This is a genomic window from Butyrivibrio sp. LB2008 (assembly GCF_000621565.1).
Classification (GTDB): Bacteria; Bacillota; Clostridia; order Lachnospirales; family Lachnospiraceae; genus Butyrivibrio.
Map to the genome: position 1 here is coordinate 54,519 of NZ_JHXZ01000009.1, position 25,417 is coordinate 79,935.

A 25,417-nucleotide genomic window follows, 5' to 3' on the forward strand; every position below is an offset into this window, starting at 1 on the left:
CAGGAGCAAATGAATGTTTGATAAAAAAATTCTTTTAGTCAGAAATGATACAACGTTCATGGTCAACGCAATAAAAAAGAGTCTTGTTGACAATCATTTTATTGTGGCGGAGACATCATATTCTATTTCCGATATCAGCGCCAAGAAGGCGGATGCCAGTCTGGCTATTCTTTACACGGACGGTGATTATGTGGAGCATCAGGATGCAATCATTTATTTCAAGGAGCTGTGCCTTGATGAGAATATGATCGTCATAATAATCGGCGACAATGAAACTTTTAAGTTCATTCACAGGTTCATACCCAAAGAGGATATAGCTTGTGAGATGACAAGGCCGCTTGATATGGATGAGCTCCTTAGCAAGATATACATTGTTACCGACGAAGAATATATACAGATGAAGCGCAAATGCATTCTTGTTGTGGATGATGATTTTACATATCTGCAGATGCTCAGAGAGTGGCTTAAGGAGGACTTCAGGGTGGGAGTAGCAAACTCGGGAGCACAGGCTGTTGCATGGCTTGCAAATAACAAGGCGGATCTGATACTTCTTGACTATGATATGCCGGTAATAGACGGACCGAAAGTTATGGAGATGCTCAAAAAAGAGTCATTCTCAAGCGGGATTCCCGTTATGTTCCTCACCGGCAAAAATGATAAGAAGAGCGTTACCGAAGTTCTTGCACTTAAGCCTGCGGATTATCTTTTGAAATCTATAGATAAAGAAAAACTGCTTGATACACTTAGGAATTTTTTTGAATCAAGGGAATAAACAATATGATTGAAGGAACTCCGAACGGCGGCCTTACATTTAGTGTGGCGGCGCTGATAGTCAGTTTAACAAGTATATTCTGCGCGATCGTGATAAGGAAAAAGAAAAGTCTCAAGAACAGGCTTCTGCTTACGCTTCTTGTGATCGTTTCTTTGAATGCGTGCACGGGAATCGCAGCATATAGCGCATATAATTATGACTTTCCGTATGCGTATAAATTCTTTGTGTGTTATTTTAGTAAGTATATCTATTATGCTACGCATTTTTTGATGATGCCGATTCTTTTGTATTACATAATAGTTGTCTGTGGTATATTGCATCTTTTTTCCAAGAGACTGCGAGTTGCTTTTGCGGTTCCGATGTTTGTGATAGAGACGGTTCTTTTTTCCAATCCTATGACGAGACTTGCGTTTACGGCTTCGTCAGACCTTGTTTTTCACAGAGGACCGGTTGTCTATGCAGCTTATATTCTAAGTGCTTTTTATTTCGTTCTTTGCGTCCTTTTACTTGTACGATACTGGAAGAGTATCAATCATCTTAAAAAGGGTGCCATGGTATATTTTTTGTCGCTTGCCATAACGGGAGTCATCATACAGCTTCTTTTCCCAAGGATCACGTGCGAGCTTCTCTGTGAGTCTATAGGGCTTATGGGTATAATGATCATTTTGGAAAAAGATGATGACAGAGTAGATTCCGGAACAGGGCTTTATAACAGAATGGCTCTTTTGCAGGATATCAAGAATTACATTTCACTAAACAGAAGTTTTAAGTCGATCTGTGTGCGCATAGAGAATGCGGATGCTTATATTAACATCATGGGTTATGCGGATTTTGATGCTATAATCAAAAAGATCGCGAAATATCTATTTGATACTGCGGATAAGTATGATGTTTATATAAGCGGCATTGCCTGTTTTTATATTCTGTGCGTTGACGGTACTGAGAATGAGAGCAATAAACTTGCGCATACCATAAGGGACAGATTTGATAAGAGCTGGGATCTTGATGAAAATCAGATGAATATAAATGCTGTGATCATATGCGCGGGAACGCCCGAGATGTTTAACAGCGAAGAGGATATCCTTATGCTTTCCGAGGCGCATATCGAAGATGCCGGCAAGAATATCCTTATAGGGCATGATCTTGATTTCCTTTTGAGGAAGATCGAGGTTGAAAAAGCAATCGTTCGCGGAATGAATGAGAATCATTTTGTTGTCAAATACAGACCGTTTTTTGATAAGAGCGGGAATAACATATGCGGCGCGGAAGCTCTTTTGTATCTGAACGATCCGGCTCTTGGTGAAGTGTCATTTGGCGAGTTCATGAGTGTTGCGGAGAAATCGGGATTTGCAGAAGAACTGGAACACAGGATGATTGGCTCAATACTTAGATTTACGGGTGCACTTCTTGAGGAGAATGTCGATTGCATCAGATTTATCATGATGCATACAGTATCCGATAAGGTTATGAGTAAAGAACTTGTTGGAGTTGTAAGAGAATATGCCAAGCAGTACAATGTCGATCTTTCGAAGATCGCGCTTGATATAAATGACAACGTATTATACGTTGAAACGGATTCCGTTGATTATGTCATAGAAAGGCTAAGTGAAGACGGAGTCAGGATTTTCATGGGGAATTACAAGAACGATTCTATGGGAGTCAGATATGATATGCTGGGTGGCTTTGACGGGGTAATAGTCAATATTAGGCATTTCATGGAGACGACCGGCAGTTCAAAGCGAAATCTTATCCTTAAGAACAGGACGGATATGTTCAAACAGATAAATAAAACCGTTGTTGTATCGGGTGTAGATTCGTTTGAATACTTTGATAAGATAAAAGACATTTATGCAGATTATATTTTGGGAGATTATCTTTCACCTGCTGTTTCAAGGGTTGAATTTGTTGAAATGGCAAAGAGGGGAAGAATATAGGAATGTATGAGAAATTGGGGAGTTTTCTTATTGGCCGCCGTTTTGACGGTATGTATTCTTACGGGATGCGGTAGCATGGGAGAAGTAAAAGAATCTTCTTCCATAGTTGTAGTGTCGCCTCATCCGAACGGTTTTATCAGACCTCTTATTCAGGAGTTTGAAAGAGCGTCCGGAATAGAAGTTAAAGTCATTGAATGCGGCACTTCCGATGCTGTCGATATGATCAAAAATGATGAGGATATCGATGTTATGTGGGGCGGTTCGATCCTGACTGTCGGGCCGTTCAGCGATCTTTTTTATTCATACAAAACTCCAAATGAAAAATATTTTAAAGATGAGTTCAAATCGGTGAATGGCGCATATACGTTTTTTACCGATGTTCCAAGCGTGCTTATCATTAATACAGATATGGTATCAAGTAAGAATATACAGGGGTACTCAGATCTTTTAAAAGATGAATTTAAGGGCAGGATAGCTTTTGCCAATCCCGCAAGATCATCGTCTTCTTTTGAGCAGCTTGTAAATATGCTCTACGCCATGGGGAGTGGTGATACAGACAGAGGATGGGATTATGTAAAAGAGCTTATTACAAGTCTTGACGGTAAACTTCTTAACAGCTCATCTATGGTATATGAGGGAGTTGCAAACGGCAAGTATGCTGTTGGGCTTACGTTTGAAGAAGCTGCGGTAACCATGCTAAAGAGCAATAAGCACGTAAGTATCGTGTACATGGAAGAGGGCGTTGTATCCACTCCTGACGGCATATATATAAACAAAAATACAAAAAATATCGAGGAATGCCAAAAGTTTGTTGATTTCCTTACTGATAAAGATACACAGACGATAATTGCCAAAACGCTCGGAAGGCGCTCTGTCAGAAAAGATGTTGAAGTATCGGGACTTGTTCTTCCAAAGAGCGAGATAAAGAGCATCGCGGTAGACAAAGAAAGTGTAATGGAAAACAAGGAAAAATGGATAGAAAAATTCGGAAAGATATATGAAGGTGCGGGCGATGAGTAAAGAGATTGTATCTTTCCGTGAGAATATAAAAAGAACTTTCATACGCTTTGCGCTTTTGCCGGTTATTTTTATAGCGGCGGTCGTGTTCATTCTGTTTGTTTTTTTCTGGAATATGTTTATGGTTGCGGGAAACAGGAAAGACAACGAACAGATAAATGAAAAGCTCGGTGCTGTTATGGACAACTATTATGAGATGGTAGACACCGCTGCGGAGCTTATTTCGGAAAACGGGCCTGCAATTACAGGAAACAAGATTTATCCGATAGTCTATGACAAAACTGCCGAATACGGCGAGATGGGGAATTTTATAGTTTTGTCTTCGGACGGACAGGTTCTTTTTTCAAGTAAAGACCATGCGCCCTCTTTTCTTACGGGAAAAGAATATCTTAACTGGGGAGTATGGAGAAAGCTGAAAGATTCAGAGGGAATAACTGATGCGGTGCTATTTGAAAATAATCTGTGCATTGCAAAGGGCGTATATAAGAATGGGAACCTGATACGTGCGATTGTCTATATTGTTCCGGGGGAAGTTATAAGTTCGGCAATCGGAGACAGGAACCGATATGTGCTTGTGACAGACAAAAACGGCTGGGTGTATGCCAGCAATACAAGGGGCCTTCGGGATGATTTCGGGCAGATAGAGGATATTCTTTATGCTCGGGTGGGATACGTGCGGAATGCAAATATCGTATATTACAGTTACATGACGGAGCTTGAAGGCAGGAATCTTAAGATATATACGATCAATGATATAACGGGGAATCTTAAGATGATGCTGTTTCTTGTCGCGGTGATCGTGCTGATATTTATTGCGATATCACTGATCACGGTTAAGAGCACAGAGATAAGTTCGGTCAGACTTACCAAAGACATCAAAAAGATGGAGGATGCCTTTGAAGATGTGCAAAAGGGAAATCTTGATGTTTCGCTTGATATCAACAGCAGCAGGGAGTTTCAGACGATAGGTAATGATTTTAACGCGATGCTGGGAGGCCTTAAGAGGCAGATAGAACAGAACAAGGAACTTGCGCAGAACGCGGCTTTTTTCCAGGTTAAGCAGCTTGAAAGTCAATTTAATCCACATTTTCTTTTTAACACGCTTGACAACATAAGATTCATGGCGAAGATTGATGAAAAGGCAGCAGATAAGATGATCGTGTCGCTGTCGGGGCTTCTTAGGTACAGCATAAGAGAGATAAGAGAAGAAGTTACTGTCAGGGAGGACCTTGATAATCTGCAGTTTTATCTGAATCTTTTGCAGATAAGGTTTAACAAGAGATTTGCGTACAGCATAGATGTCTCGGAAGATATAATGGATTGCCTTATTCCGAAGCTTCTTTTGCAGCCGCTACTTGAAAATGCCGTTAAATACGGATTTTCAGGAAGAGAGAAGCTTACTGTCAGTGTGAAAGGCTATCAGATAACAAATCAACTTATCTTTATATGCAAGGATGACGGAGCGGGTATGGATGAAGAACTCCTTAATGAGATAAAGGAAAATCTTCACGAGACCAAGAATAAGTCCTCGCATTACGGACTTTACAATATAAATCGAAGAATAAATCTCATGTATGGCGAGAGCGCGGGACTAGGCATTGCGAGCACGAAAGGAGAGGGAACGCTCATAAGGATCGTGATACCAAAGCATGCATGACAGATCGGAAGGATAAAGATGTACAAAGTAATCATAGTAGAAGATGAAGATATTATCAGGAAAGGAATTGCATATACCATGGACTGGACTTCTATGGGATGCACGATAGTCGGCGAAGCGGCAAGCGGTGAAGAGGGACTTTCCAAGATAAGCGAACTTAATCCCGATATCGTTCTCGTGGATATAATGATGCCCGGAATGGACGGCATAGCCATGATAAGGAAGGCTAAAGAGGATGGTATCGGAGATTTTAAGTCGGTGATACTTACAAGCTATGCGGAATTTGATTATGCGAAGAAGGCGATAGATCTTGATGTGTCGGCATATCTTATGAAGCCTGCTTCCGAGGAAGAAATTCAAAAGAGCATAAAGAAAATCATAGAAGAGATAGAAAAAGAGAATGTATTAAAGCAGTACAAGGAGAAAAAAGATTTAAGCGATATAGGCAGGATATATATCAAGTCGGGAAAAGACAATGATTATGTGCAGCAGGTGATAGACAGGACAAAGGAGCGGTTTGCCGAGAAGATAAGCATAGAAACTTTGTCGGATGAACTTGGCGTATCTGCGAGTTATCTATCAAGAAAATTTAAGGAGGCAACGGGACATACGTATCTTGATTTTCTCAATGAGTACAGGGTTCGTGAGGCGGTCAAGCTCCTTGAAACGGGAAAATACAAGGTTTATGAAGTATCTGATATGACGGGATTTACTGATTATAAGCACTTTAATGCGGTGTTTAAAAGATATACGGAAATGTCGCCGTCGGATTTTTTGAACTGAGTTCAGAAATGCTGACAACAAAACAGAAATATAGGTATTTGGCCAGTAAATAAATAAGTATCATAGTCTCATGAAGTACCAAAGTTGAAAGGAGAAGGGATATGAAAAACAAATTGGCATTGGTATTGGCGGGGATTATGACCCTTAGTTTATTTGGCTGTGGCTCGGGGACGTCCGATACACAGGGAGCAGCAGGAGATTCAAGTGCTCAGGTTGAAAACGGTGAGGGGGCCGGAGAGTCTGCAGCATCCGGCGATAATGCAGATCTTGATGAGCTTATCGCTGCAGCAAAAACTGAGGGAGAACTGGTTGTTTACGGCTCATGCGAAGAGGAATATCTTGCAGCGGCATGTGAACATTTTGAAGAACTTTATGGGGTTAAAGTTCAGTATCAGCGTCTTTCGACCGGTGAGGTTCAGAGTAAGATTGAAGAAGAGAACGGCAATCCGTCAGGCGATGTCTGGTTCGGAGGAACAACGGATCCTTACAACGTAGCAGCTTCGGAAGGACTTCTTGAAGCTTATGAAGCACAGAATGCAGATCATCTTATGAGTGATATGTACCGCGATGCTGACGGCTATTGGTATGGAATTTATAAAGGTATTCTCGGATTTATGGTAAATACTGATGAACTTTCGCGTATGGGTGTTGATGAGCCGAAAGACTGGCAGGATCTTCTTGATCCCAAGTATAAGGGACTTGTTTGGCTTTCGAATTACAACACTGCAGGAACCGCAAAGCTTGTTATTAACACAATGCTCCAAAAGTACGGACATGATGAAGGAATCAAGTATCTTGTAGATCTTGATAAGAACATCGAAGTATACACAAAGTCAGGTTCAGGCCCTTCTAAGAATGTCGGAACAGGTGAGTGTGTTGTCGGAATCGGATTCCTTCATGACGGAATAACACAGATCGTTGATAACGGATATGGCAATGTATCTCTTATCATTCCTTCATCCGGAACATCTTTCGAGATCGGCGCAACAGCTATTTTCAAGGGATGTAAGCATCCAAATGCAGCTAAGCTCTGGATTGAATATGCACTCAGCCCTGACTGCGTAGAACTTGCGGCTCAGAACGGTTCATATCAGTTCCTTGTTATTGATAACGCAAAGCAGCCCGAAGTGGCAGCACAGTATGGTCTTGATCCCGAGAATGTTATGAAGTATGACTTTGAAGATGCCAAGGAGAATACAGCCAAGTATATTGAAGAAGTTATGAATGCACTCGGAAGTGCGGCAGATGATCGTTTCCAGACAGAATAAAAATATTATTTCAGGCGGATGTTTGCATCCGCCTGGATTAAATCTGTACGGAGGGTAATATTTGGGCAAGGAGGATATGAAAGATGGCAAAAAGTCAAAGTGCCAGCCTTGACAGAAAAAAGCTTTTGGCAGACCCGATCATGGTAACGACCATTGTGCTTTTGATTGTCTTTTTAACGATTTTTATACTTTACCCGCTGACTATACTTCTGGTTGACAGTTTTATTTCGGATTCGGGTATAACACTTGATACATTCAAGAGAGTTATGGAGCTCGCTAATTTTAGAAGAGCCATAACAAATACATTAAAAGTAGGTTTTTTGGTGGGAATAGCATCGGCTCTTATAGGGCTACTGTTTGCTTATGTTGAAGTATATGTAAAACTCAGAACAAGATTTATGGAGGGGCTCTTCAAGGTGGTTTCCATGCTCCCTGTTGTTTCGCCTCCGTTTGTTCTTTCGCTTTCGATGATCATGCTTTTTGGAAAAGCAGGTATCATCACACGTTTTTTACTTAAGATTTATGACAACAGCGTATATGGTTTCTGGGGAATTGCGATAGTACAGACGCTTACGTTCTTCCCTGTGTGCTATATGATGCTCAAGGGACTTTTGAAAAATATCGATCCCTCTTTGGAAGAAGCTGCCAGAGATATGGGCGCTTCACGTTTTAAAGTATTTATGACCGTGACATTTCCATTGATCCTTCCCGGACTTGGAAACGCATTTCTTGTGACATTTATCGAATCTATCGCAGATTTTGCAAATCCAATGATCATCGGCGGATCATATGATACTCTTGCAACAACCATATATTTGCAGATCACGGGTGCTTATGACAAAGAAGGTGCGGCTGCAATGGCGGTAGTTCTTTTGGGAATAACACTTATCATGTTTGTTGTCCAGAAGTATTATCTTGAGGCCAAGAGTACAGCTACACTTTCAGGAAAAGCGTCAAGAGAGCGTATGCTCATTACCGATAAGAGTGTCACGGTACCTCTTACTATCATTTGCTCGGCGCTCGCAATCTTTGTTGTACTCATGTACATATGCGTTCCTTTCGGAGCAATGTTCCGTACATGGGGATATGATTTCCATCTCACATTTAAGTGGTTTGGCCAGGTATTTACCAAGTATAAGGGATTCAAGGCGTTTAAGGACAGTTTTATTCTTTCATTTATTTCTGCTCCTATAACGGCGCTTCTTTCAATGATAATTTCTTATCTTGTTGTAAAAAAGAAATTTAAGGCAAAAGGATTTATCGAAGCTGTTTCAATGCTTGCTATGGCAGTTCCGGGAACTGTTCTCGGTATCGGATATATCAGAGGATTTTCCGGAGGAATTTTTGGAAGCGGTTTCCTTCAGGGACTGTACGGAACCGGAATGATACTTGTTATCGTATTTATTGTCAGAAGTCTCCCTACAGGAACAAGAAGCGGTATCTCTGCTTTGAGACAGATTGATAAGAGTATTGAGGAGTCTGCTTATGACATGGGCGCGGACAGTTTCAAGGTGTTCATGACGGTTACGCTTCCACTTATCAAGGATAGTTTCCTTAGTGGATTCGTTACTTCGTTCGTTCGAAGCATAACTGCGATAAGTGCGATAATTCTTTTGGTTACGCCGTCTTATCTGCTTATTACGGTTCAGATCAATGAATTTGCGGAGAAAGGTTCCTACGGAATCGCCTGCGCATTTGCATCGATACTTATCCTTATCACATACGGTTCGGTGCTTATCATGAACATTTTGATGAAATATTTTGGAACAAGCCGCAAGGTAAAAGCTTTGGATTGATGGAGAATAAATATGGCAAAAGAGAAAAAGGGTGTTCGACTTGAACACATTTCAAAAATATATAAAGATCCCAAGACGGGAAAAGATTTTTATGCTGTGCATGATGCAAATATCGAGATTGAGCCAGGAAGTTTCGTGACACTTCTTGGACCTTCGGGATGTGGTAAGACGACTACGCTTCGTATGATCGCAGGTTTTGAAAGTCCCGATGAAGGCGAAATCTATCTTGGAAATGAGCCGATAAATGCGCTCACTCCCAATAAGAGAGACACGGCGATGGTATTCCAGAGCTATGCGCTCCTTCCGCACTATAATATTTTTGACAACGTCGCATACGGATTGAAACTGAGAAAGGTTCCAGCAGATGAGATAAAGCGCAAGGTTACTGATATTCTTAGACTTGTCGGACTTGAGGGAATGGAAAACAGAATGACAAATCAGCTTTCGGGTGGTCAGCAGCAGAGAGTTGCGCTTGCAAGAGCGCTTGTTATCGAGCCGGGAGTTCTTTTGTTCGATGAGCCTCTTTCAAATCTTGATGCCAAGCTCAGGGTATCTATGAGAACAGAGATCAGAAGAATTCAGCAGGAGGCCGGAATAACGGCTGTATATGTCACACACGATCAGAGTGAAGCGATGGCGATCTCAGATAAAGTCATCATCATGAATGGTGGCCTTGTTGAGCAGATTTCAACACCTCAGGAAGCATATTATTATCCGAACAATAAATTTGTTGCGGATTTTATAGGTGAAGCAAATTTTATAAAAGGAACTGTGAAAAAGCAGGATGTTGTTGAGATTCAGGGCACTGAGATTGAATGTGCGACAGGAAGCCTGGACGTCGGCGCAGAATGCGATATTGTACTAAGGCCTGAGGGGGCAACACTTTCTGATACAGGCAGCATTAAGGGATGCGTAAAGTATTCCTGCTTTATGGGAGCATATCAGGATTATCATGTTCTTGTGGGAGACACTTTAGTAAAAATTCAAGACTATAATCCTAAGAATAAAAAGATATATAATGTAGGTGAGGATATTTTTCTGAAATTCGAAAATGATACATTATATGCGCTATAAATCGTGTAAGAGGTATATGAATGAGTTTTGGGCAGGTATTAGTTTTTCTTGAAAGTATGGATGATTTAGCGGTCGCTATAAGACTTATTATGGCAACGCTTTTCGGATGTCTTATTGGATGGGAGAGGATAGTAAAGAGGCATAACGCCGGAATCAAGACATTTGCACTCGTAAGTCTCGGTTCTGCTGTTGCGACAGCTCTTAATATCTATCTTGCAAATCTTCCGGGATTGTCAGCGGATGTTAGCCGTATACCTGCGGGAGTCGTTAGCGGAATCGGTTTTTTGGGTGCCGGAACGATTCTTGTCACGGGACGGCAACAGATAAAAGGTCTTACAACAGCAGCTTCACTATGGGTCACATCGTGTATGGGAATGGCGATAGGAGGGGGGTATATTGTGATAGGAATTACGAGTTTTGTACTTGTGATGATCGCTAATGTTATTCTTTTGCACTTGAGCCAGAAAGTTGAGGACAACAGCAAGTACATGTGTGTTTATGTTGAGGTTGACAAGAACCGTGGAGTCTCCAAGCTTACGAAGGCTCTTACCGAAGCCAACTGCAAGATAAGCAGCATGACAAAAAGTAAGGAAAAGACGCTTCAGTCCTCAGATGCAGCGATCATAGTCGACATTGATTTCGAGAAGAGGAGATCGCACAAAGAAGTGCTTTCGCTTCTGAACGAACTCGATTATGTCAATTATGTCGAGGAGATCTAGGGAAGTATTTTTTATCAAAGAAAAATCCCTTTGTCGGATGCAAATCCGGCAGGGGGATTTTTGTAAGCAAATCTTAACATATGATAATTTTTCAATAATTAAACTCTAATTATGCGATTAATTATTGACATTTTCTGGCAAATATAATACTTTTTAATAAGGGAGTATAAAATATTTTTTAACATATTGCTTTTGAGAGAAGGGGTTTGATACTATATGAATATTTTATTGGCAGTTCTTGCTGTATTGCCGACAGCGGTTTTACTTTGCATTATTTATAAAGCCGATAAGGTTGAAAAAGAGCCTTTGGGGCTGATGGCAGCAGTGTTTTTCTTTGGTGCAATGACCACTATCAGTGCAGTTTTCTTGGAGTGGCTAGGGGGAACGCTGCTGGATATGATATTCAGTTCACAGAATATTCCTTATTTGCTTTTAAATAACTTTTTTGTAGTAGCGGTTGCTGAAGAGGCCGGAAAATTCTTCGTTCTCAAAAAGAGTACATGGAACAATGATGAGTTTGGATTTGCATTTGACGGAATAGTATACTCTGTATGCGCGTCTCTTGGCTTTGCAACAATCGAGAATATTATGTATGTAGTCGGACAGGGGCCGTTTTACGGACTTCAGACCGCAATCATGCGTGCAGTCCTTTCAGTTCCGGGACACTGTATATTCGGCGTGTTTATGGGAACATATTACGGTATTGCCAAGGGCTATGAGTGCAGAGGCGGATTCGATAAGATGAAGACCTACACATACAAGGCATTCTGGGTACCTGTAATGCTTCACGGATTATATGATTTTTGTCTTTCTGTGAACGAGTATCCTATATTGCAGTTTATTATGATATTTGTATTCGTCGGACTTGAGCTGTTTATGGTGATTAAGGCCATAAAGTTTGTGAAGACGATATCCGACAACGATCTTCCGCTCAGACCGGGCTTTGACAACAAACCACCTGTGAATTTCGGCTTTTTTGACGGTCAGTATGCGCAACAGAGCTATTATCAGGGGCAGAACGTAAATGTTAACGGACAGTTTGCTCAGAATCAGTACTATCAAAACGTACAAATGAACGGCACCGGACAGTACTCACAGCAGTATTACGGTGGTCAGGCTGCAAACGGTCAGCCTGTGTTAAATTTGTCCTATCAGGGACAGATGGCGAATAACAGCATGCAGCAAGGCGGTTTGTCGCTTATTAAGCCGAATAATATACAGCAAGTTGAAGGATTTAAGGTCATACAGAGTTACAGAGGCTATGATAACGGCCCTGAAACTGAGAAATTGTATGATGGAATGTGCGACGGATTAACTAATCCGGCACCCGTTTTTTCGGCTTCGGATTTTGATTGATAACAAAAATGTAAAAATTGTGCTAGATGATATTAAAATTATCCGCTTTTTAATCTAAGAATAATAACTTATAATGACATTGTCGAATAGACTATGTCATTATTTTTTTTATTTAGGGAGGTAAAAAATGAAGAAGAAACTTATTTCGACACTATTAACAGTAGCAACAGTTGTATCAATGACAGCTTGCGGTGTTTCTGCACCTGAGGCACCTACAGCACAGACACCTGCTGATGCACAGACACCCGATGCAGCACCCGCTGAGAACAAAGGAACAGAAGCAGCAGCAGATGCTATTACACTTGTAATGGCTGAGGTTAACCCTCTTGATTCTATCGTTGGTATGACTGACCAGAAGTTCAAAGAGGAAGTAGAGGCCAGATCAAACGGATCTATCATTATCGATCTTCAGGCCAGCGGTGTTCTTGGATCAGAGAACGATGTACTTGATACAATGCTTGGTAACGGTGGTACAATCGATATCTCAAGAATTTCAGCTTTCTCACTTACAAGCTACGGCGGAGAGTCATCAAAGTTGCTTTCACTTCCTTACACATTCGTAAGCCGTGATCATTTCTGGAATTTCGCAACATCAGATCTTGCACAGGAATTCCTTCTTGAGCCTTCACAGAACGGAAGCGGCGTAAGAGGACTTTTCTATGGTGAAGAAGGTTTCCGTCATTTCTTTACAACAAAAGAAATTTCAGGTATTGATTCACTTAAGGGAATGAAGCTTCGTGTTTCTAACGACCCTGTTATGAACGGTCTCGTTGATGGTCTTGGCGGATCACCTACAGTAGTTGCTTTCGGTGAGCTTTACGGTGCACTTCAGCAGGGCGTGGTTGATGGTGCAGAGCAGCCTATCGCAAACTACAAGTCAAATGCTTTTGATGAGGTAGCTCCTTATATGATCCTCGATGGACATACTCTTGGTGCAATCCAGGTAGTTATCACAGATGATGCTTGGAACAAGCTTTCACCTGATCAGCAGCAGATTCTTACAGAAGCTGGTAAGGCAGCAGCTGAGTACAACCGTTCAATCTCAGAGGAGAAGGAGAACGAGGTACTTGAAGAGCTCAAAGCTAAGGGTACACATATCATCGAAGTTGATGACATCAAGCCTTGGCAGGATGCTGTAAAGGGCGTTATCGAAGAGAATACAAAGGGAATGGAAGATCTCTATCAGCAGATTCTTGACATGAACAAGTAATTATTAGCATCATTTAGTTGTAACTTAAAAAATTATTTTAACGCCGGCATAGGGAGGAAATCCCTTCCTATGCCATTTTTTAGAAGAAAAGAGGAATTATGGAAGGCTTTTTTAAACAGGTGGATAAGATCAAACCTTTATATGATTTTACATATCAGGTTATGCTCTTTATCTGTAAGGTTTTATTGATCGCAGATATCCTTATCACATCTATGAGTGTTGCCGGAAGGTATATATCTTTCATTCCGGATCCTGCATGGAGTGAGGAGGTGGTACTTACACTTATGTCTTACATGGCTGTTTTATCAGCAGCTTTGGCTATAAGACGCGGGGCACATATCAGAATGACAGCATTGGATGTGTATTTGCCTAAGAAACTTATCAAGGCTCTTGACATCTTGAATGATATTTTTGTATTAGTGCTCGCAGTAGTTATGATTGTAGTCGGATGGCAGTACGCATCGACTATCGGAGCGAAGGGTTCATACGTTAGTATGCCTTCACTTTCAAGATTTTGGATGTATTTCCCTATTCCTGTAGCAGGTGTCGCAATGTTAGTATTTGAGATTGAGGCAGTTTATAACCATATTAAAGGCATAGTGTTAAAGGAGGGAAATAAGTAATGGCAGTAAACGGAACAGCTATTGCAATATTGCTTGTGAGCTTTCTTGTAATGATTATGCTTAGATTTCAGATTGCTTATGCAGTTGCATTATCTTCACTTTTTTGTTTAATGTATCAGGGACTCCCGCTTACAACCATTTGTCAGCAGATGGTTAAGGGAATCAGTTCATTTAGTTTGATGGCAGTACCATTCTTTATTACAATGGGATGCCTTATGGGTAGTGGTGGTATATCGGAAAAGCTTATAGCTTTGGCCAACGCGTGTGTTGGTTGGATGACCGGCGGAATGGCAATGGTTAATATCGTTGCATCATATTTCTTTGGTGGAATTTCAGGATCAGCTGCGGCTGATACAGCTTCACTCGGAAGTATTCTTATCCCTATGATGGTAGAAGAGGGATACGATGATGATTTCTCAACAGCAGTTACAATCACATCATCATGTGAGGGACTTCTTGTTCCTCCCAGCCATAACATGGTAATTTATGCCATGAGCGCCGGCGGTGTTTCAGTAGGAAGCTTATTCCTTGCAGGTTATATTCCCGGAGCACTTCTCGCTGTATCGCTCATGATTGGATCATATATCATCTCTAAGAAGAGACATTATCCCAAGGGAGACAAGTTTAACTTTATTAAGTTTATTAAGCAGCTTGGTAATTCCTTCTGGGCACTTGCAGCTGTTATTATCGTAGTATTTGGTGTTATCGGTGGTGTATTTACAGCTACTGAGTCAGCTGCTATCGCTGTTATTTACAGCTTAATTGTAAGCGTTTTCATTTACAAAGGACTTGACGCTAAGGGTGTTTGGAAGGCCCTTGAGAGTTGTGTAGATACACTTTCTATCGTACTTATCCTTATTGCTACATCAAGCATTTTTGGATATTGCCTTACAACACTTCATGTACCTACACTTGCAGCCAATGCAATTATCGGACTCACACAGAATCCTATTATCATTGCACTTTTGCTTGATTTGATTCTTCTTGTACTTGGATGCATTATGGATATGGCTCCGATCATCCTGATCGCAACACCTATCCTTCTTCCTATTGCCACATCAATTGGAATCAATCCTATTCAGTTTGGTATCATGATCGTACTTAACTGTGGTATCGGACTTTTGACACCTCCCGTTGGAGCCGTTCTTTTCATCGGTTCAGCCGTTGGTAAGGTTAGGATGGAGAAGGTAGTAAAGGCTACACTTCCTTTCTACCTTTGCATGGTAATTGTGCTTCTCCTTCTTACATTTGTACCTGAGGTTAGTATGTTCTTACCTAATCTTCTTGGTGGTAAATGATAAAGGTGAGTGATTATGGAATATCGTTATATATCTGATGTAAAGCCCAAAGATTTATGGCTTATAGCTATGATCCGTACATACAGATCTCTTGCAGGAGTGATAAACGTTGTTTTCACCGTTGCAATGATAATGTTGACTATTAGATTTTGGGGATCGTCAGGTGCTTTTATCAGAACAGTGCTCATATTGGCATCAATGTTATTTCCGGTTTTTCAGCCGTTTGCGATCTATCTTAGAAGTATCAAACAGCTTGAAACACTTCCGGGGCGAGTTGAGCTTACATTTAATGATGCCGGTGTTCATGTGAGCAGTGAAGGGAAGCAGGAAGACATTAAGTGGAATAAGATTGCAAATGCGATCAAGCAGTCCAACATGATAATTGTTATGTCGGATAGCACCCACGGATATATGTTGACCAATCGCATTCTCGGTGATGAAAAAGATGAGTTTTATGATTTTCTTTGTAAAAAGATCAGGAACTAACGAATATTAGAAAAATGATGATGGCAGCGCTATAATACTTTTAAAGTAACTATAACGCTGCTGTCTTTATTAACAAATGAAAAAATTAAAAAGCTTTTGGTACTCAATCACAATTAAAAACAAAATATCTCTTTTCACAGGGAGCGTTTTTTTGACGATATTGGTTGCAGTCTTCTTTGATGCTATCCTGATCAGACTTTTTATGATTGATGTCAATGACATAATGGAAGATAATTCCAGATGCGGTGAGATTATCACCGTTATTGACAGAGAGAAGGAGTTGTTTGATCAATATGTCAACAGCGCTACACGTGAAAATGAGGATGCATTTAAGCTTGCTATGAAGCAGACCCAAACAGCTGTCTATGCTATTCCGCTTGATTATTCAAGGCTTGGGGAGAACAGATATGCACAGCTTTTCTCGCTTCAGACCTGTTATAATGTGTATTGCGGTTACAGAGATGAAGTGCTTAACGGGCATCTTCCCAGAAGAGACTATGTGAGCAGATTATATGCTGTTTATAATATGCAGAATTACTTACATAATTATGCTCAGCGCTTTATCGATCTGACACTTAAAGAAGGCAATGCAAAGTATAACGAGCTTATACCAAAAGTTTTCCTGGTTCCGGTTATTGCGGTAATACTTGGTGTTTTTCTGTTTTCGTCGGTCCTTGAAATATCAAGAATGATGAATAAATCTATTACGGAACCCGTGCTTAAACTTGCCAATGCATCCAGAAGGATCGCGGCAAACGATTTTAATGTCGATGACGTTGCTGCGAACAATCAGGACGAGCTTGGGGAGCTCATCGTGGCATTTAACAAGATGAAGTATGCAACGGGTGAGTATATAGGTGCTTTAGAAGAAAGAAGAGTGGCTCTTGATAAGCTTCATGCAAAAGAGCTCGAAACGCTTGAAGCGGAAAAGCAACTTGATGCAATGAATCTCGAACTTCTTAAGAACCAGATCAATCCGCATTTTCTTTTTAATACGCTTAATGTTATAGGCGGAATGGCAAATCTTGAGGGAGCGGCCACTACAGAGCAGATGATCGCTGCGCTTAGTTCGCTTTTTAGATACAATCTTAAACATCAGGAGAAGGAAGTGCTTCTTTCTCAGGAACTTAAGGTTGCATCTGATTATATGTATTTGCAGAAGATGCGTTTCGGGGAAAGAGTTAAGTACATAGTTGATTGCAAGGTGAATGCAGATAATGTAATGGTTCCGACTTTTACATTACAACCTATAATCGAAAATTGCATCATACATGGCATATCGCCGAAAGTTGAAGGCGGAGTTGTTGCAGTTGAAGTCAGCAAGCAGGATGGAAAACTTCTGATTACCATTAGTGACACGGGAAGTGGTATAGATAAAGAACTTCTTGAAGAGATAAGAGGAAGTTTGGGAGATAAACAGACCAGTACCATGGGAATAGGTATGGGAAATATTTATAGGAGAATAAAAGCTATGTATACGGATGCTGATATGAGAGTAAACAGCATCCTTGGAAAAGGTACACGAGTTACGATCATTCTTCCTTACCGTGCGGGAGATTCAATTTATACACGAGGAGAATAACGCATGTATAGAGTACTGATTGCAGATGATGAGCCTATTGAGAGACAGGTTATATCGAAGAAACTAAATGGATTTTTTAAAGGTCAGATAGAGATTTTTTTGGCGGCTAACGGAGTTGAAGCTGTTGAGATTGTTAAGGAGAAGCATTGTCAGATTGCGGTTCTCGATATTTCTATGCCCGGAAAGAACGGACTTGACGCGGCAGAAGAGATCCGAACATTTGATAACAAATGCAGTATCATTTTTCTTACAGCTTTTGATGAGTTCAGTTATGCCAAGAAGGCTATCGAGGTAAAAGCACTCGATTATTTACTTAAGCCGGGTGCGGATAATGAACTTATTAATGTTATGGAAGAAGCATTTTCTATTGCGGATAAATATAAAACAGAGGTAAATAACGTAGATACTACAAGGAAAGACGCCGTTTCTTCCGGTTTTGACCTTGAAGATAAGGATTTTTCAAAGTCCGGAGAAATAGTGCGAGAGGCAAAAAAATTTATAGACGAACATTATAAAGAAGATATTTCACTACAAGATGTTGCCGGAGTCTTAGGATATTCGGATGTATATTTCTGTAAGCTGTTTAAGCAGAATTTCGGCAAGAGTTTTATTGTATATCTAAATGAACTTAGGATTAGCAAGGCAAAAGAGTTTTTGGCCAATCCCGCAATAAATATCAAGGATATTAGTTCTGAGGCGGGATACAGAGACGCTAATTATTTTACGAGAGTTTTTAAACGTATGACGGGGCAGACACCCAGTGAATACAGAAACGGAGTCATTGGCTGATGAAAAAAAGATGGCCCATTGTGGCGATGATAGCATGCATAATAATTATTATGATTGTTGTCTTGTTCTTTTTTAATTACAGATCAGATAAATCTGATTCGCCCGAATATGTTTTCTTTTATGCAGATAACCAAACTGCCGATTATCCTTCGACTTTGGGAGGGCAGAAGTTTGCGGATCTTGTATATGAGAGGACAAAAGGTAGGATCAAGATAATCGTAAAATGCGATGCGGAGCTTGGAAGTGAGGCAGAAGTCATCAATCAGATGAAGTATGGTGGGATAGCTTTTGCAAGAGTTTCGTTATCTCAGCTTGCTGAGAGAATAAAAGCAATGAATGTACTTTTGTTGCCATATTTGTATAATGATTCCGATCACATGTGGAGAGTTCTGGAAGGCGATATAGGAGATGAGTTCCTGCTTAAGACGGATGAGTATGATCTTGTGGGACTGTCCTGGTATGACGCCGGCGCCAGAAATTTTTACAGTACAAAGCCAATTACCCGGGTTGAAGACATTAAGGGAATGAAAATAAGAGTTCAGGAGTCTTCAATGATGGCAGATATGGTCGAAGCACTCGGAGCGAAACCTATTGAGGTAGTATATTCTGAAGTATATTCGGCTCTGGAACAGGGAATTGTTGACGGAGCAGAGAATAACTGGCCTTCTTACGAGAGTATGAGGCATTACAGGGTTGCTAAGTACTATACGCTGGATGAACATATAAGAGTTCCCGAGATGCAGGTATGTTCCAAGGAAATCTGGAATATGCTTAGCGAAAGTGACAGGGAAATAATTTATGAATGTGCAAGAGAATCTGCCATGTACGAAAGGGAACTTTGGAAAGAAAGAGAGGAGAGTTCAAGAGAGAATGCTGTTTTTAACGGCACACAGGTAATCGAACTTTCTGCTGAGGAAAAAAAGAAATTTAGAGATGCAATGTCCGATATTTATGAGAAATATTGTGGTGATTATATGGATGTTGTACAAAAAATATTGAATTATTAAAGATTCTTATTTATCTGTATGCATATTTTCCGGCTATCGCGGTAATGGCAAGGAACATGAAGATAACGGCTTCAAGCATCAGATAAGAATTGCATTTAAATATTAGTAGAAGGACGGATATAACGGTTGCAAAGATAAGCGTTATATTCGTCTTTTTTTTGAATATGCTATTTTCATAGCTGTTGACTTTTCTGTTTGGATGGTCGATTGGACCTTCATAGATTATGAGTGCTGAGGAAATGAGATATATAACAAAAGATACGGCCGGCGGCAAGGTAATATATTTAAAAGCAAGAAGTGATGTAAGCAGAACAAGCAAGGAGCAGATGAAACATGCAAAGTAGCTATTTAAGTGAAGGCCTCCGTTTAATGAACGTATAGGGATAAAGAGCATAAAGAAAAAGAGACACGGAACAAGCATTTTGAGAAAAAGAGCTATGAATATACAAGCGATGATGCACAGAGCTTTTTCAAGAAAGCATACGAAACCATATTTGTATATGTCATAATCTTTTTCTTCGATAACGCCCTTTTTTAATATGTAATTTGTGAGCCCGGATGCCAGAAGTTCCATTATTTCTCCGTTCTTTTGTCAAATATTGTTGTCCCCGATCATTTGAAGAATCTGTTTTCGTACCTCTTTTTGTCTGTTTTCACTGATCTTAAGGCAGAATTCTGTCTGATCGTAATTGATAGTCATGCTGCTGTAATTCATGCGGCATACGTATTTATAATTTACCAGATACGACTGATGTATTCTAAAGAAGTAGTGACTGGATTTCTCGAGCTCTTTTTGAATATCATTGAGCTTTCCGTAGAAAAAGTCGCTTGAACCGTCGTTAAAATGTATAGTCACAACGCGATTTTTACTTTCGAAGTAAACAATGCTTCGTATCGCGACCTTTTTGACCTTCCTGTTGTAGGTATACTGAAAATAGCCCTCGGCCTTGTCGATTCTTGTCAGCGCCTGAGAAAAGTATTTTTTGAATATTTTTTCGTCGATCGGTTTGGAAAGAAATCTGAAAGGCTCGACTTCAAAGAGTTCTTTTAGATAACTGTCATAATTCGAAACGTAGATTATGAGCGAGTCTTTGTCTATGGTACGGATCATTCGGGCTGTTGTTATTCCATCCAGCTCCTTCATTTCAATGTCCAAAAAGATTATGCTGTAACGATCGCCCTTTATTATGCTGCGTGCAAGGGGAGAACCGTCGTAGAATACGTCGATCTCGGGGCGGATTCCGCGAGCGAGACATTCGCCGTTCAGCATGGTTTCTAGTTTACCGGAAAGCTTTACATCATCATCGCAAATAGCAATTTTTATCATATCCTACCTCCAAAAATCAGGTATAAGAATTAAAGTCGTAACAAAAGTGCAGGATCGAAAAGATAGTTCTGGTAATACTGCGGAAATTTCCCGCAAGGGTAGTATATCATCTTTTTTGATAATAGCAAACTTGGATAACTTCTGCAGTGTGCGAAAATGCGCGGCGTTTCGGAATAAAATCAGAAGCAGGACCGTAAAAGTTACATGGTAAGCCGTAAATATTACAAATTGGGAAAAGGCTTTGATTTTTGTGGTATTATCATAAACAGGTGGGTTTAAAGGAAAGAAGGGGCTTATAAAATGGGTGAGTATATATCGATTATTTCAGGCGTATTCTTGGCTTTTCTTATGATCATTATTATTCAGAAATTCATGGACGTTTTTCTTGCTGAACGAAGCAATAATATTATCAAATATGTTGGCTGGACAATCTATTTCACTTTTCTCGCATCGTCAAATCTGACAGATATGATAAAACCATGGGTGTTGTTATCGCTTAATATATTTTTTATTTTTGCCCTGGGAATTATCGACAGACACGCATCGGTAAAGAGCAGTATTTTCTTTTCAATACTTATATGTTCCGTTTGGATGCTTGTTGAGGTTGCTTCGGCGCTTGTTGTTGAGATGTTTGGGATAAGCGTTACAGAGAACAGGGATGCTGTCAGCTTTGTATCACAGCTTATAATGATTCTTTTGGTTGTGCTGTCTTTTAAGTCTAAATCCCGAAAGGGGCCAAAATACGGTAATATTCCCAATAAATATTTTGTTATGATTCTTGCCATACCGCTCATATGTATTTATCTGATGAACAAAATTTATATGATCTCAACCCGTCATCATCAGTACAATGACTTTGCGGCTATTTCAAGTGTTTTTCTCCTACTTATTAATTTCATAATTTTCGAAGTCTATTCCTGGATGAGCAGAGATGTCGAGCTCAAATCGCTCAATAAACTTTACGGCCAGCAGCTTGAACTGTGCAGCAGACAGGCCGCGGAGCAGGAACAGCTCTATATGGAGATAAAGAGAACAAGGCATGATATGAAAAATCATCTCGCAGGACTCCTTGGAATGATTGAGTCGGGGGAAAATGACGAAGCGGTAAGGTACGTAAAACAGCTTCTTGCGGACGGACTAGGTAAAACTAACGAAGAAATATCAAAAAGCGGCAATATTGTCGTTGATTCCCTGGTAAATTACAAGTATTCGATAGCCCAAAGAGAAGGAATAGCATTTGAAGCATCAATTTTTGTACCGGCAACACTTCCCTTTAGAAGTGAGCATGTAGTAATTATCCTTGGGAATCTTCTTGAAAATGCATTTGATGCATGCATGAAAGTTCAGCCAAAGGGCAGATATATTAAGCTTGATATGAGTTTTGAAAAAAACATGCTCAAGATAAGCATTATTAACAGCTGTATTTTTGAGAACAGAAGAGACCGGTACGGAAGGTTCTTTTCTACAAAAAGCGATGCGGAGCATCATGGAATAGGGCTTGCTTCTATAAAGCAGGCAGTAAGCGGATATGATGGTGATGTTATAATTGATGATAAAGGTAATCAATTTGGCGTAATTGTAATAATGTACGGAAAAGAAGAAGCATCCGAGGGGTGAAAAATACACGAATATCCTTTTTTTCTACATGAAACATTATAAAATGTACGGTGTAGTGTATAATAATTGCTGGAATGCAATTTATAAAATAAAGCTACGGTTTATAGAAAAAGGAGGGTATTTGATATGAAGCAGGGAAAAAATATTGTGGCAAAAATACTAAAAGGAATTGCGAGAAAGTCAGTAAATTCCGGGATGGACAGCAGGTGTATGTTCCTTTATCATCAGCCCAAGATGCCTTCGGGAATAAAGAAGATCTGATATGTGTAATTATATATAGGAAAGCAATTTCCTTTGTATAAGAAAGGACCTCATAAGCATATGCCTATGAGGTCCTTCCTTATACAAAGTTATCAGTCTTCGTCTGAAAGCCATCCGTAACGTTCCATGTCGATACTGCTGATGGTATTTTTACTGTCGTTAATGAAGATTTCTATACATTCTCTGGGATAATCTGACTTATCGTCTTTATCGAAGGGAATTCTATAGATATTAAGTTTCTCATCATATTTAAAGTTCTTAACGCCTGCTGCGCTGAGAGCTTTGTCGAGTTCATCCTTTGTCATTCCAAGCTTGATATTTCCGGCAATTGTAAGATCAAAAGGATTTACTGAGCTGTTAAATGCACTGATAGATACCACGATGGTATTTTCAAGTGTAACAGCATTAGGAAGAGGATTGATAGCCTCTACTGTGAGTCTGTAATCGCCCTTCTTCATTGTGAGGATCAAACCTTTCATTGAAGGAACAGATTCTGATTCATTGTCACATTTCCATCCCTGCTCAGCAAGTGTCTTGTAAGGAACAGGCAAATTGTATGTTGTTCCGTCAAGAGAGAAGTTTCCTGATAAAGGATCTTTTCCAAGTTCTGCGGGAGCTTTGTACAGGCTGAGATAATCAGGTGTCTTTGAGCTTACTTCAGGCTGTTCAAAATCATCGGGCATGAGCTTGTTCTGCATGCTGATATGAGTAAGGATGTTATTGTCAAAGTTGTAATATGCAGATACTTTGAATTCTTCATCCCCTTGTCCTCTGTATGTAAGTGATGATGAATTGCCGCTTGTATTTGTGCTGCTGGGATCGCCAAGTGCAGCTTTTACATCATCCATGGTAGTTTTCTGTAATTCAAACTGGTCGTTGTAGAACTTGACCTCAGCACCTGTATTCTTGATAAAGTAATCACTGAAATCAATCTCATAAACAAGGCACTTTGAAAGAGGCTGTGCGTCGATGGAGTGGTTTACAACACCGAAACTTGCGCTTCCTTCACCTTTCTGAGTGAAAGTCAATCTTACAATATCTGTATCGCTCGCATATAAAGTTTTATCTGCATCTTCCTTATTCTTATATGCCCATCCGTTTTCAAGGAGTTCATCAATACTCATAGGAAGGTTGTACTGCTTACCGTTTATGCTGAAGTTTGAATATTTTGCATATTCGTTTCCGCTGGCAGGAGCAGGAGCAGGTGTCGGATCGGGAGCGGGCTCGGCAGTTGTGGCAACTGTTGAAGCTGTAGCTACCTGCTCGACAGGCTGTGCTGATGCCTGCTGCGCTGCAGCCGGTTCCGGAGCGCTCGGACGAGACGATCTGAAACCGAATAATAATGCGGTCAAAACAAGTACGGCTGCAATAGATGAACCCAGTGCAATTGACTGAGGTGTAAGTTTCTTTTTAGGCTTAGCCTGTCCCTGCATATAATAAGGATTCTGGCCACCGGGCTGGAACTGCTGTCCATACTGGTTATTGCCGGGCTGCTGCATGGGCTGTCTGAACTGGTTGTTCATAGACTGCTGCATAGGCTGACCATATGCATTGTTAACAGGCTGCTGGAAATTCTGGCCATTCTGATTTCCCATAGGCTGCTGGAAAGGTGATCTGTTCTGAGCACCGCCTGGCTGCTGGAAGTTCTGGCCGTTCTGGTTTCCCATAGGCTGCTGGAAAGGTGATCTGTTCTGAGCACCGCCTGGCTGCTGGAAGTTCTGGCCGTTCTGATTTCCCATAGGCTGCTGGAAAGGTGATCTGTTCTGAGCACCGCCTGGCTGCTGGAAATTCTGACCATTCTGATTTCCCATGGGCTGCTGGAAAGGTGATCTGTTCTGAACTCCTGCAGACTGCTGCATGGGCTGTCTGTTCTGGCTTCCCATAGGCTGCTGGAAGTTCTGCGCGCTCTGTGCATTTGCAGGCTGCTGAACAGGCTGTGTGCTCTGTGCACTTGCAGGCTGCTGAACGGGCTGTGCGTTCTGCGTATTTGCAGGCTGCTGAACAGGCTGTGCGTTCTGCGTATTTGCAGGTTGTTGAACAGGCTGTCTGCTCTGCGCATTTGCAGGCTGTTGGAACGCCTGTCTGTTCTGTGAACCGTCAGGTTTCTGAAGGCTGAGTCTGCTTGGATCCTGAGCGGGCTGCTGTGAAGACATTCCGCTGCGATCGATTGCAGGCTGTTTATCTAGTTGTACAGTCTGGTTATTGTCGAATTGTTGTTCATTTGTGATTGGTTGTCCTGTAATAGGATCAAATCTTCTTTCATTCATATCTGTGCATCCTCTCAATAGGAAAATGATAAGTAAATATATTTCTTTTACCTTTTGATATTTTATTGCATCTTTAACAATTTGTAAATATTAATTAACAAAAAAATATAGATTAAATTGGAAAAAAACGTAAAAAAGTGTGATAAGATAGTATTGGTGACCTTTTCGGTGCAATTCTTGTTTAAATAAGATGTATTTAGGAGGTGTTTTTTATGATGATTTCGCCTGAGGCCTATAAATCCATGCATGAGGCCGATTCTTTTGATAAGCTTATTGAAGAGCGCAAGAGCCTTTTGGGGCAATTGGAGCAGCTTGAGAAAATTGTGCGTGATAAGGACAAAAAAGACGAATCATGGAATGAAAGTCCGGGGCCTGATGTCAGATATCAGATGACTCTCAGTTATCTTGTACAGATTTGTGAGCTTTTGTGGAAGAGTTACAGCGTAGAAATATCTATGAATGAGTGAGAACTAAATATACGAAAATAGGGATAGACTATAATGGAATGTGATGATATAATTAACGTGTTCACATTTCTACTTAATAAATATAGATGGGGAGCGTGTAATTTGAA

The 25,417-nt window shown here is 40.5% G+C and carries 23 protein-coding genes; 20 read left to right on the forward strand and 3 right to left on the reverse strand.

The window, feature by feature from the left end; all coding sequences use genetic code 11:
* Positions 1–13: 13 nt before the first annotated feature.
* The 17 genes from T356_RS20010 (at position 14) to T356_RS0100340 (ending at position 19,371) form a co-directional block, all read left to right on the forward strand.
* Entirely contained in the window at positions 14–772 is a 759-nt protein-coding gene (locus tag T356_RS20010; protein WP_051563045.1) for a response regulator, read from the forward strand.
* Between the two features lie 5 nt (positions 773–777).
* Positions 778–2,706 (forward strand): EAL domain-containing protein, encoded by a 1,929-nt coding sequence (locus tag T356_RS0100265; protein ID WP_026512746.1) that lies wholly within the window; start codon positions 778–780, stop codon positions 2,704–2,706.
* Positions 2,707–2,712: 6 nt separating this feature from the next.
* The gene (locus T356_RS0100270; RefSeq protein WP_026512747.1) at positions 2,713–3,726 is read left to right on the forward strand and encodes an extracellular solute-binding protein; all 1,014 of its coding nucleotides are present in this window, start codon (positions 2,713–2,715) and stop codon (positions 3,724–3,726) included.
* Positions 3,719–5,380, forward strand: coding sequence for a sensor histidine kinase (locus T356_RS0100275; protein WP_026512748.1), 1,662 nt, complete (start codon positions 3,719–3,721; stop codon positions 5,378–5,380). The genes T356_RS0100270 and T356_RS0100275 overlap by 8 nt, the downstream gene beginning before the upstream one ends.
* 18 nt (positions 5,381–5,398) lie before the next feature.
* Positions 5,399–6,163, forward strand: a complete 765-nt coding sequence (locus T356_RS0100280; protein ID WP_026512749.1) for a response regulator transcription factor — start codon at positions 5,399–5,401, stop codon at positions 6,161–6,163.
* Between the two features lie 101 nt (positions 6,164–6,264).
* On the forward strand, positions 6,265–7,431 hold the full coding sequence (locus T356_RS0100285; protein ID WP_026512750.1) for an ABC transporter substrate-binding protein: 1,167 nt from the start codon (positions 6,265–6,267) through the stop codon (positions 7,429–7,431).
* Positions 7,432–7,514: 83 nt separating this feature from the next.
* Complete coding sequence (locus T356_RS0100290) at positions 7,515–9,227, forward strand: ABC transporter permease (protein WP_026512751.1); 1,713 nt, start codon at positions 7,515–7,517, stop codon at positions 9,225–9,227.
* A 12-nt stretch (positions 9,228–9,239) separates the two neighbouring features.
* On the forward strand, positions 9,240–10,301 hold the full coding sequence (locus T356_RS0100295; protein WP_026512752.1) for an ABC transporter ATP-binding protein: 1,062 nt from the start codon (positions 9,240–9,242) through the stop codon (positions 10,299–10,301).
* Positions 10,302–10,321: 20 nt separating this feature from the next.
* Entirely contained in the window at positions 10,322–11,020 is a 699-nt protein-coding gene (locus T356_RS0100300; RefSeq protein WP_026512753.1) for an MgtC/SapB family protein, read from the forward strand.
* 216 nt (positions 11,021–11,236) lie between these two features.
* Entirely contained in the window at positions 11,237–12,376 is a 1,140-nt protein-coding gene (locus T356_RS0100305) for a PrsW family intramembrane metalloprotease (RefSeq protein WP_026512754.1), read from the forward strand.
* Between the two features lie 127 nt (positions 12,377–12,503).
* A complete protein-coding gene (locus T356_RS0100310; RefSeq protein ID WP_026512755.1) occupies positions 12,504–13,586 on the forward strand; it encodes a TRAP transporter substrate-binding protein in 1,083 nt (360 codons plus the stop codon).
* 98 nt (positions 13,587–13,684) lie between these two features.
* A complete protein-coding gene (locus tag T356_RS0100315) occupies positions 13,685–14,209 on the forward strand; it encodes a TRAP transporter small permease (RefSeq protein ID WP_026512756.1) in 525 nt (174 codons plus the stop codon).
* Positions 14,209–15,507, forward strand: coding sequence for a TRAP transporter large permease (locus T356_RS0100320; RefSeq protein ID WP_026512757.1), 1,299 nt, complete (start codon positions 14,209–14,211; stop codon positions 15,505–15,507). The genes T356_RS0100315 and T356_RS0100320 overlap by 1 nt, the downstream gene beginning before the upstream one ends.
* A gap of 15 nt (positions 15,508–15,522) precedes the next feature.
* Positions 15,523–15,993, forward strand: a complete 471-nt coding sequence (locus T356_RS0100325; protein WP_026512758.1) for a YcxB family protein — start codon at positions 15,523–15,525, stop codon at positions 15,991–15,993.
* Positions 15,994–16,144: 151 nt separating this feature from the next.
* Positions 16,145–17,575 carry a sensor histidine kinase gene (locus T356_RS0100330; protein WP_242846530.1) on the forward strand — a complete coding sequence of 477 codons (1,431 nt, stop codon included), beginning with the start codon at positions 16,145–16,147 and terminating at the stop codon, positions 17,573–17,575.
* A gap of 3 nt (positions 17,576–17,578) precedes the next feature.
* Positions 17,579–18,364, forward strand: coding sequence for a response regulator transcription factor (locus T356_RS0100335; protein ID WP_026512760.1), 786 nt, complete (start codon positions 17,579–17,581; stop codon positions 18,362–18,364).
* Complete coding sequence (locus T356_RS0100340) at positions 18,364–19,371, forward strand: TRAP transporter substrate-binding protein (protein ID WP_026512761.1); 1,008 nt, start codon at positions 18,364–18,366, stop codon at positions 19,369–19,371. Before T356_RS0100335 ends, T356_RS0100340 begins: the two co-directional genes overlap by 1 nt.
* A 10-nt stretch (positions 19,372–19,381) precedes the next feature.
* Here T356_RS0100340 and T356_RS0100345 read toward each other — a convergent pair whose 3' ends face one another.
* Positions 19,382–19,945 carry an accessory gene regulator B family protein gene (locus tag T356_RS0100345; protein WP_026512762.1) on the reverse strand — a complete coding sequence of 188 codons (564 nt, stop codon included), beginning with the start codon at positions 19,943–19,945 and terminating at the stop codon, positions 19,382–19,384.
* Positions 19,946–19,963: 18 nt separating this feature from the next.
* Entirely contained in the window at positions 19,964–20,698 is a 735-nt protein-coding gene (locus tag T356_RS0100350; protein ID WP_026512763.1) for a LytR/AlgR family response regulator transcription factor, read from the reverse strand.
* 300 nt (positions 20,699–20,998) lie between these two features.
* On the opposite strand from T356_RS0100350, the gene T356_RS0100355 reads away from it, so the two are divergent.
* Positions 20,999–22,315 (forward strand): sensor histidine kinase, encoded by a 1,317-nt coding sequence (locus T356_RS0100355; protein ID WP_026512764.1) that lies wholly within the window; start codon positions 20,999–21,001, stop codon positions 22,313–22,315.
* 126 nt (positions 22,316–22,441) lie between these two features.
* On the forward strand, positions 22,442–22,576 hold the full coding sequence (locus tag T356_RS0100360) for a cyclic lactone autoinducer peptide (RefSeq protein WP_026512765.1): 135 nt from the start codon (positions 22,442–22,444) through the stop codon (positions 22,574–22,576).
* A 92-nt stretch (positions 22,577–22,668) separates the two neighbouring features.
* Here T356_RS0100360 and T356_RS0100365 read toward each other — a convergent pair whose 3' ends face one another.
* Entirely contained in the window at positions 22,669–24,843 is a 2,175-nt protein-coding gene (locus T356_RS0100365; RefSeq protein WP_026512766.1) for a hypothetical protein, read from the reverse strand.
* A 212-nt stretch (positions 24,844–25,055) separates the two neighbouring features.
* Here T356_RS0100365 and T356_RS0100370 point away from each other — a divergent pair, with 212 nt between their 5' ends.
* The gene (locus T356_RS0100370) at positions 25,056–25,310 is read left to right on the forward strand and encodes a hypothetical protein (protein WP_026512767.1); all 255 of its coding nucleotides are present in this window, start codon (positions 25,056–25,058) and stop codon (positions 25,308–25,310) included.
* The last annotated feature ends 107 nt before the right edge of the window (positions 25,311–25,417 follow it).

Excerpts from the sequence above, each read along its gene's own strand:
- T356_RS0100305 (WP_026512754.1), top strand. The coding sequence starts at position 11,237 with ATGAATATTTTATTGGCAGTTCTTGCTGTATTGCCGACAGCGGTTTTA.
- T356_RS0100275 (WP_026512748.1), top strand. The coding sequence starts at position 3,719 with ATGAGTAAAGAGATTGTATCTTTCCGTGAGAATATAAAAAGAACTTTC.
- T356_RS0100345 (WP_026512762.1), bottom strand. The coding sequence starts at position 19,945 with ATGGAACTTCTGGCATCCGGGCTCACAAATTACATATTAAAAAAGGGC.
- T356_RS0100360 (WP_026512765.1), top strand. The coding sequence starts at position 22,442 with ATGAAGCAGGGAAAAAATATTGTGGCAAAAATACTAAAAGGAATTGCG.
- T356_RS0100270 (WP_026512747.1), top strand. The coding sequence starts at position 2,713 with ATGAGAAATTGGGGAGTTTTCTTATTGGCCGCCGTTTTGACGGTATGT.
- T356_RS20010 (WP_051563045.1), top strand. The coding sequence starts at position 14 with ATGTTTGATAAAAAAATTCTTTTAGTCAGAAATGATACAACGTTCATG.
- T356_RS0100310 (WP_026512755.1), top strand. The coding sequence starts at position 12,504 with ATGAAGAAGAAACTTATTTCGACACTATTAACAGTAGCAACAGTTGTA.
- T356_RS0100315 (WP_026512756.1), top strand. The coding sequence starts at position 13,685 with ATGGAAGGCTTTTTTAAACAGGTGGATAAGATCAAACCTTTATATGAT.
- T356_RS0100320 (WP_026512757.1), top strand. The coding sequence starts at position 14,209 with ATGGCAGTAAACGGAACAGCTATTGCAATATTGCTTGTGAGCTTTCTT.
- T356_RS0100300 (WP_026512753.1), top strand. The coding sequence starts at position 10,322 with ATGAGTTTTGGGCAGGTATTAGTTTTTCTTGAAAGTATGGATGATTTA.
- T356_RS0100370 (WP_026512767.1), top strand. The coding sequence starts at position 25,056 with ATGATGATTTCGCCTGAGGCCTATAAATCCATGCATGAGGCCGATTCT.
- T356_RS0100350 (WP_026512763.1), bottom strand. The coding sequence starts at position 20,698 with ATGATAAAAATTGCTATTTGCGATGATGATGTAAAGCTTTCCGGTAAA.
- T356_RS0100325 (WP_026512758.1), top strand. The coding sequence starts at position 15,523 with ATGGAATATCGTTATATATCTGATGTAAAGCCCAAAGATTTATGGCTT.
- T356_RS0100265 (WP_026512746.1), top strand. The coding sequence starts at position 778 with ATGATTGAAGGAACTCCGAACGGCGGCCTTACATTTAGTGTGGCGGCG.
- T356_RS0100335 (WP_026512760.1), top strand. The coding sequence starts at position 17,579 with ATGTATAGAGTACTGATTGCAGATGATGAGCCTATTGAGAGACAGGTT.
- T356_RS0100285 (WP_026512750.1), top strand. The coding sequence starts at position 6,265 with ATGAAAAACAAATTGGCATTGGTATTGGCGGGGATTATGACCCTTAGT.
- T356_RS0100365 (WP_026512766.1), bottom strand. The coding sequence starts at position 24,843 with ATGAATGAAAGAAGATTTGATCCTATTACAGGACAACCAATCACAAAT.
- T356_RS0100295 (WP_026512752.1), top strand. The coding sequence starts at position 9,240 with ATGGCAAAAGAGAAAAAGGGTGTTCGACTTGAACACATTTCAAAAATA.
- T356_RS0100280 (WP_026512749.1), top strand. The coding sequence starts at position 5,399 with ATGTACAAAGTAATCATAGTAGAAGATGAAGATATTATCAGGAAAGGA.
- T356_RS0100290 (WP_026512751.1), top strand. The coding sequence starts at position 7,515 with ATGGCAAAAAGTCAAAGTGCCAGCCTTGACAGAAAAAAGCTTTTGGCA.
- T356_RS0100355 (WP_026512764.1), top strand. The coding sequence starts at position 20,999 with ATGGGTGAGTATATATCGATTATTTCAGGCGTATTCTTGGCTTTTCTT.
- T356_RS0100340 (WP_026512761.1), top strand. The coding sequence starts at position 18,364 with ATGAAAAAAAGATGGCCCATTGTGGCGATGATAGCATGCATAATAATT.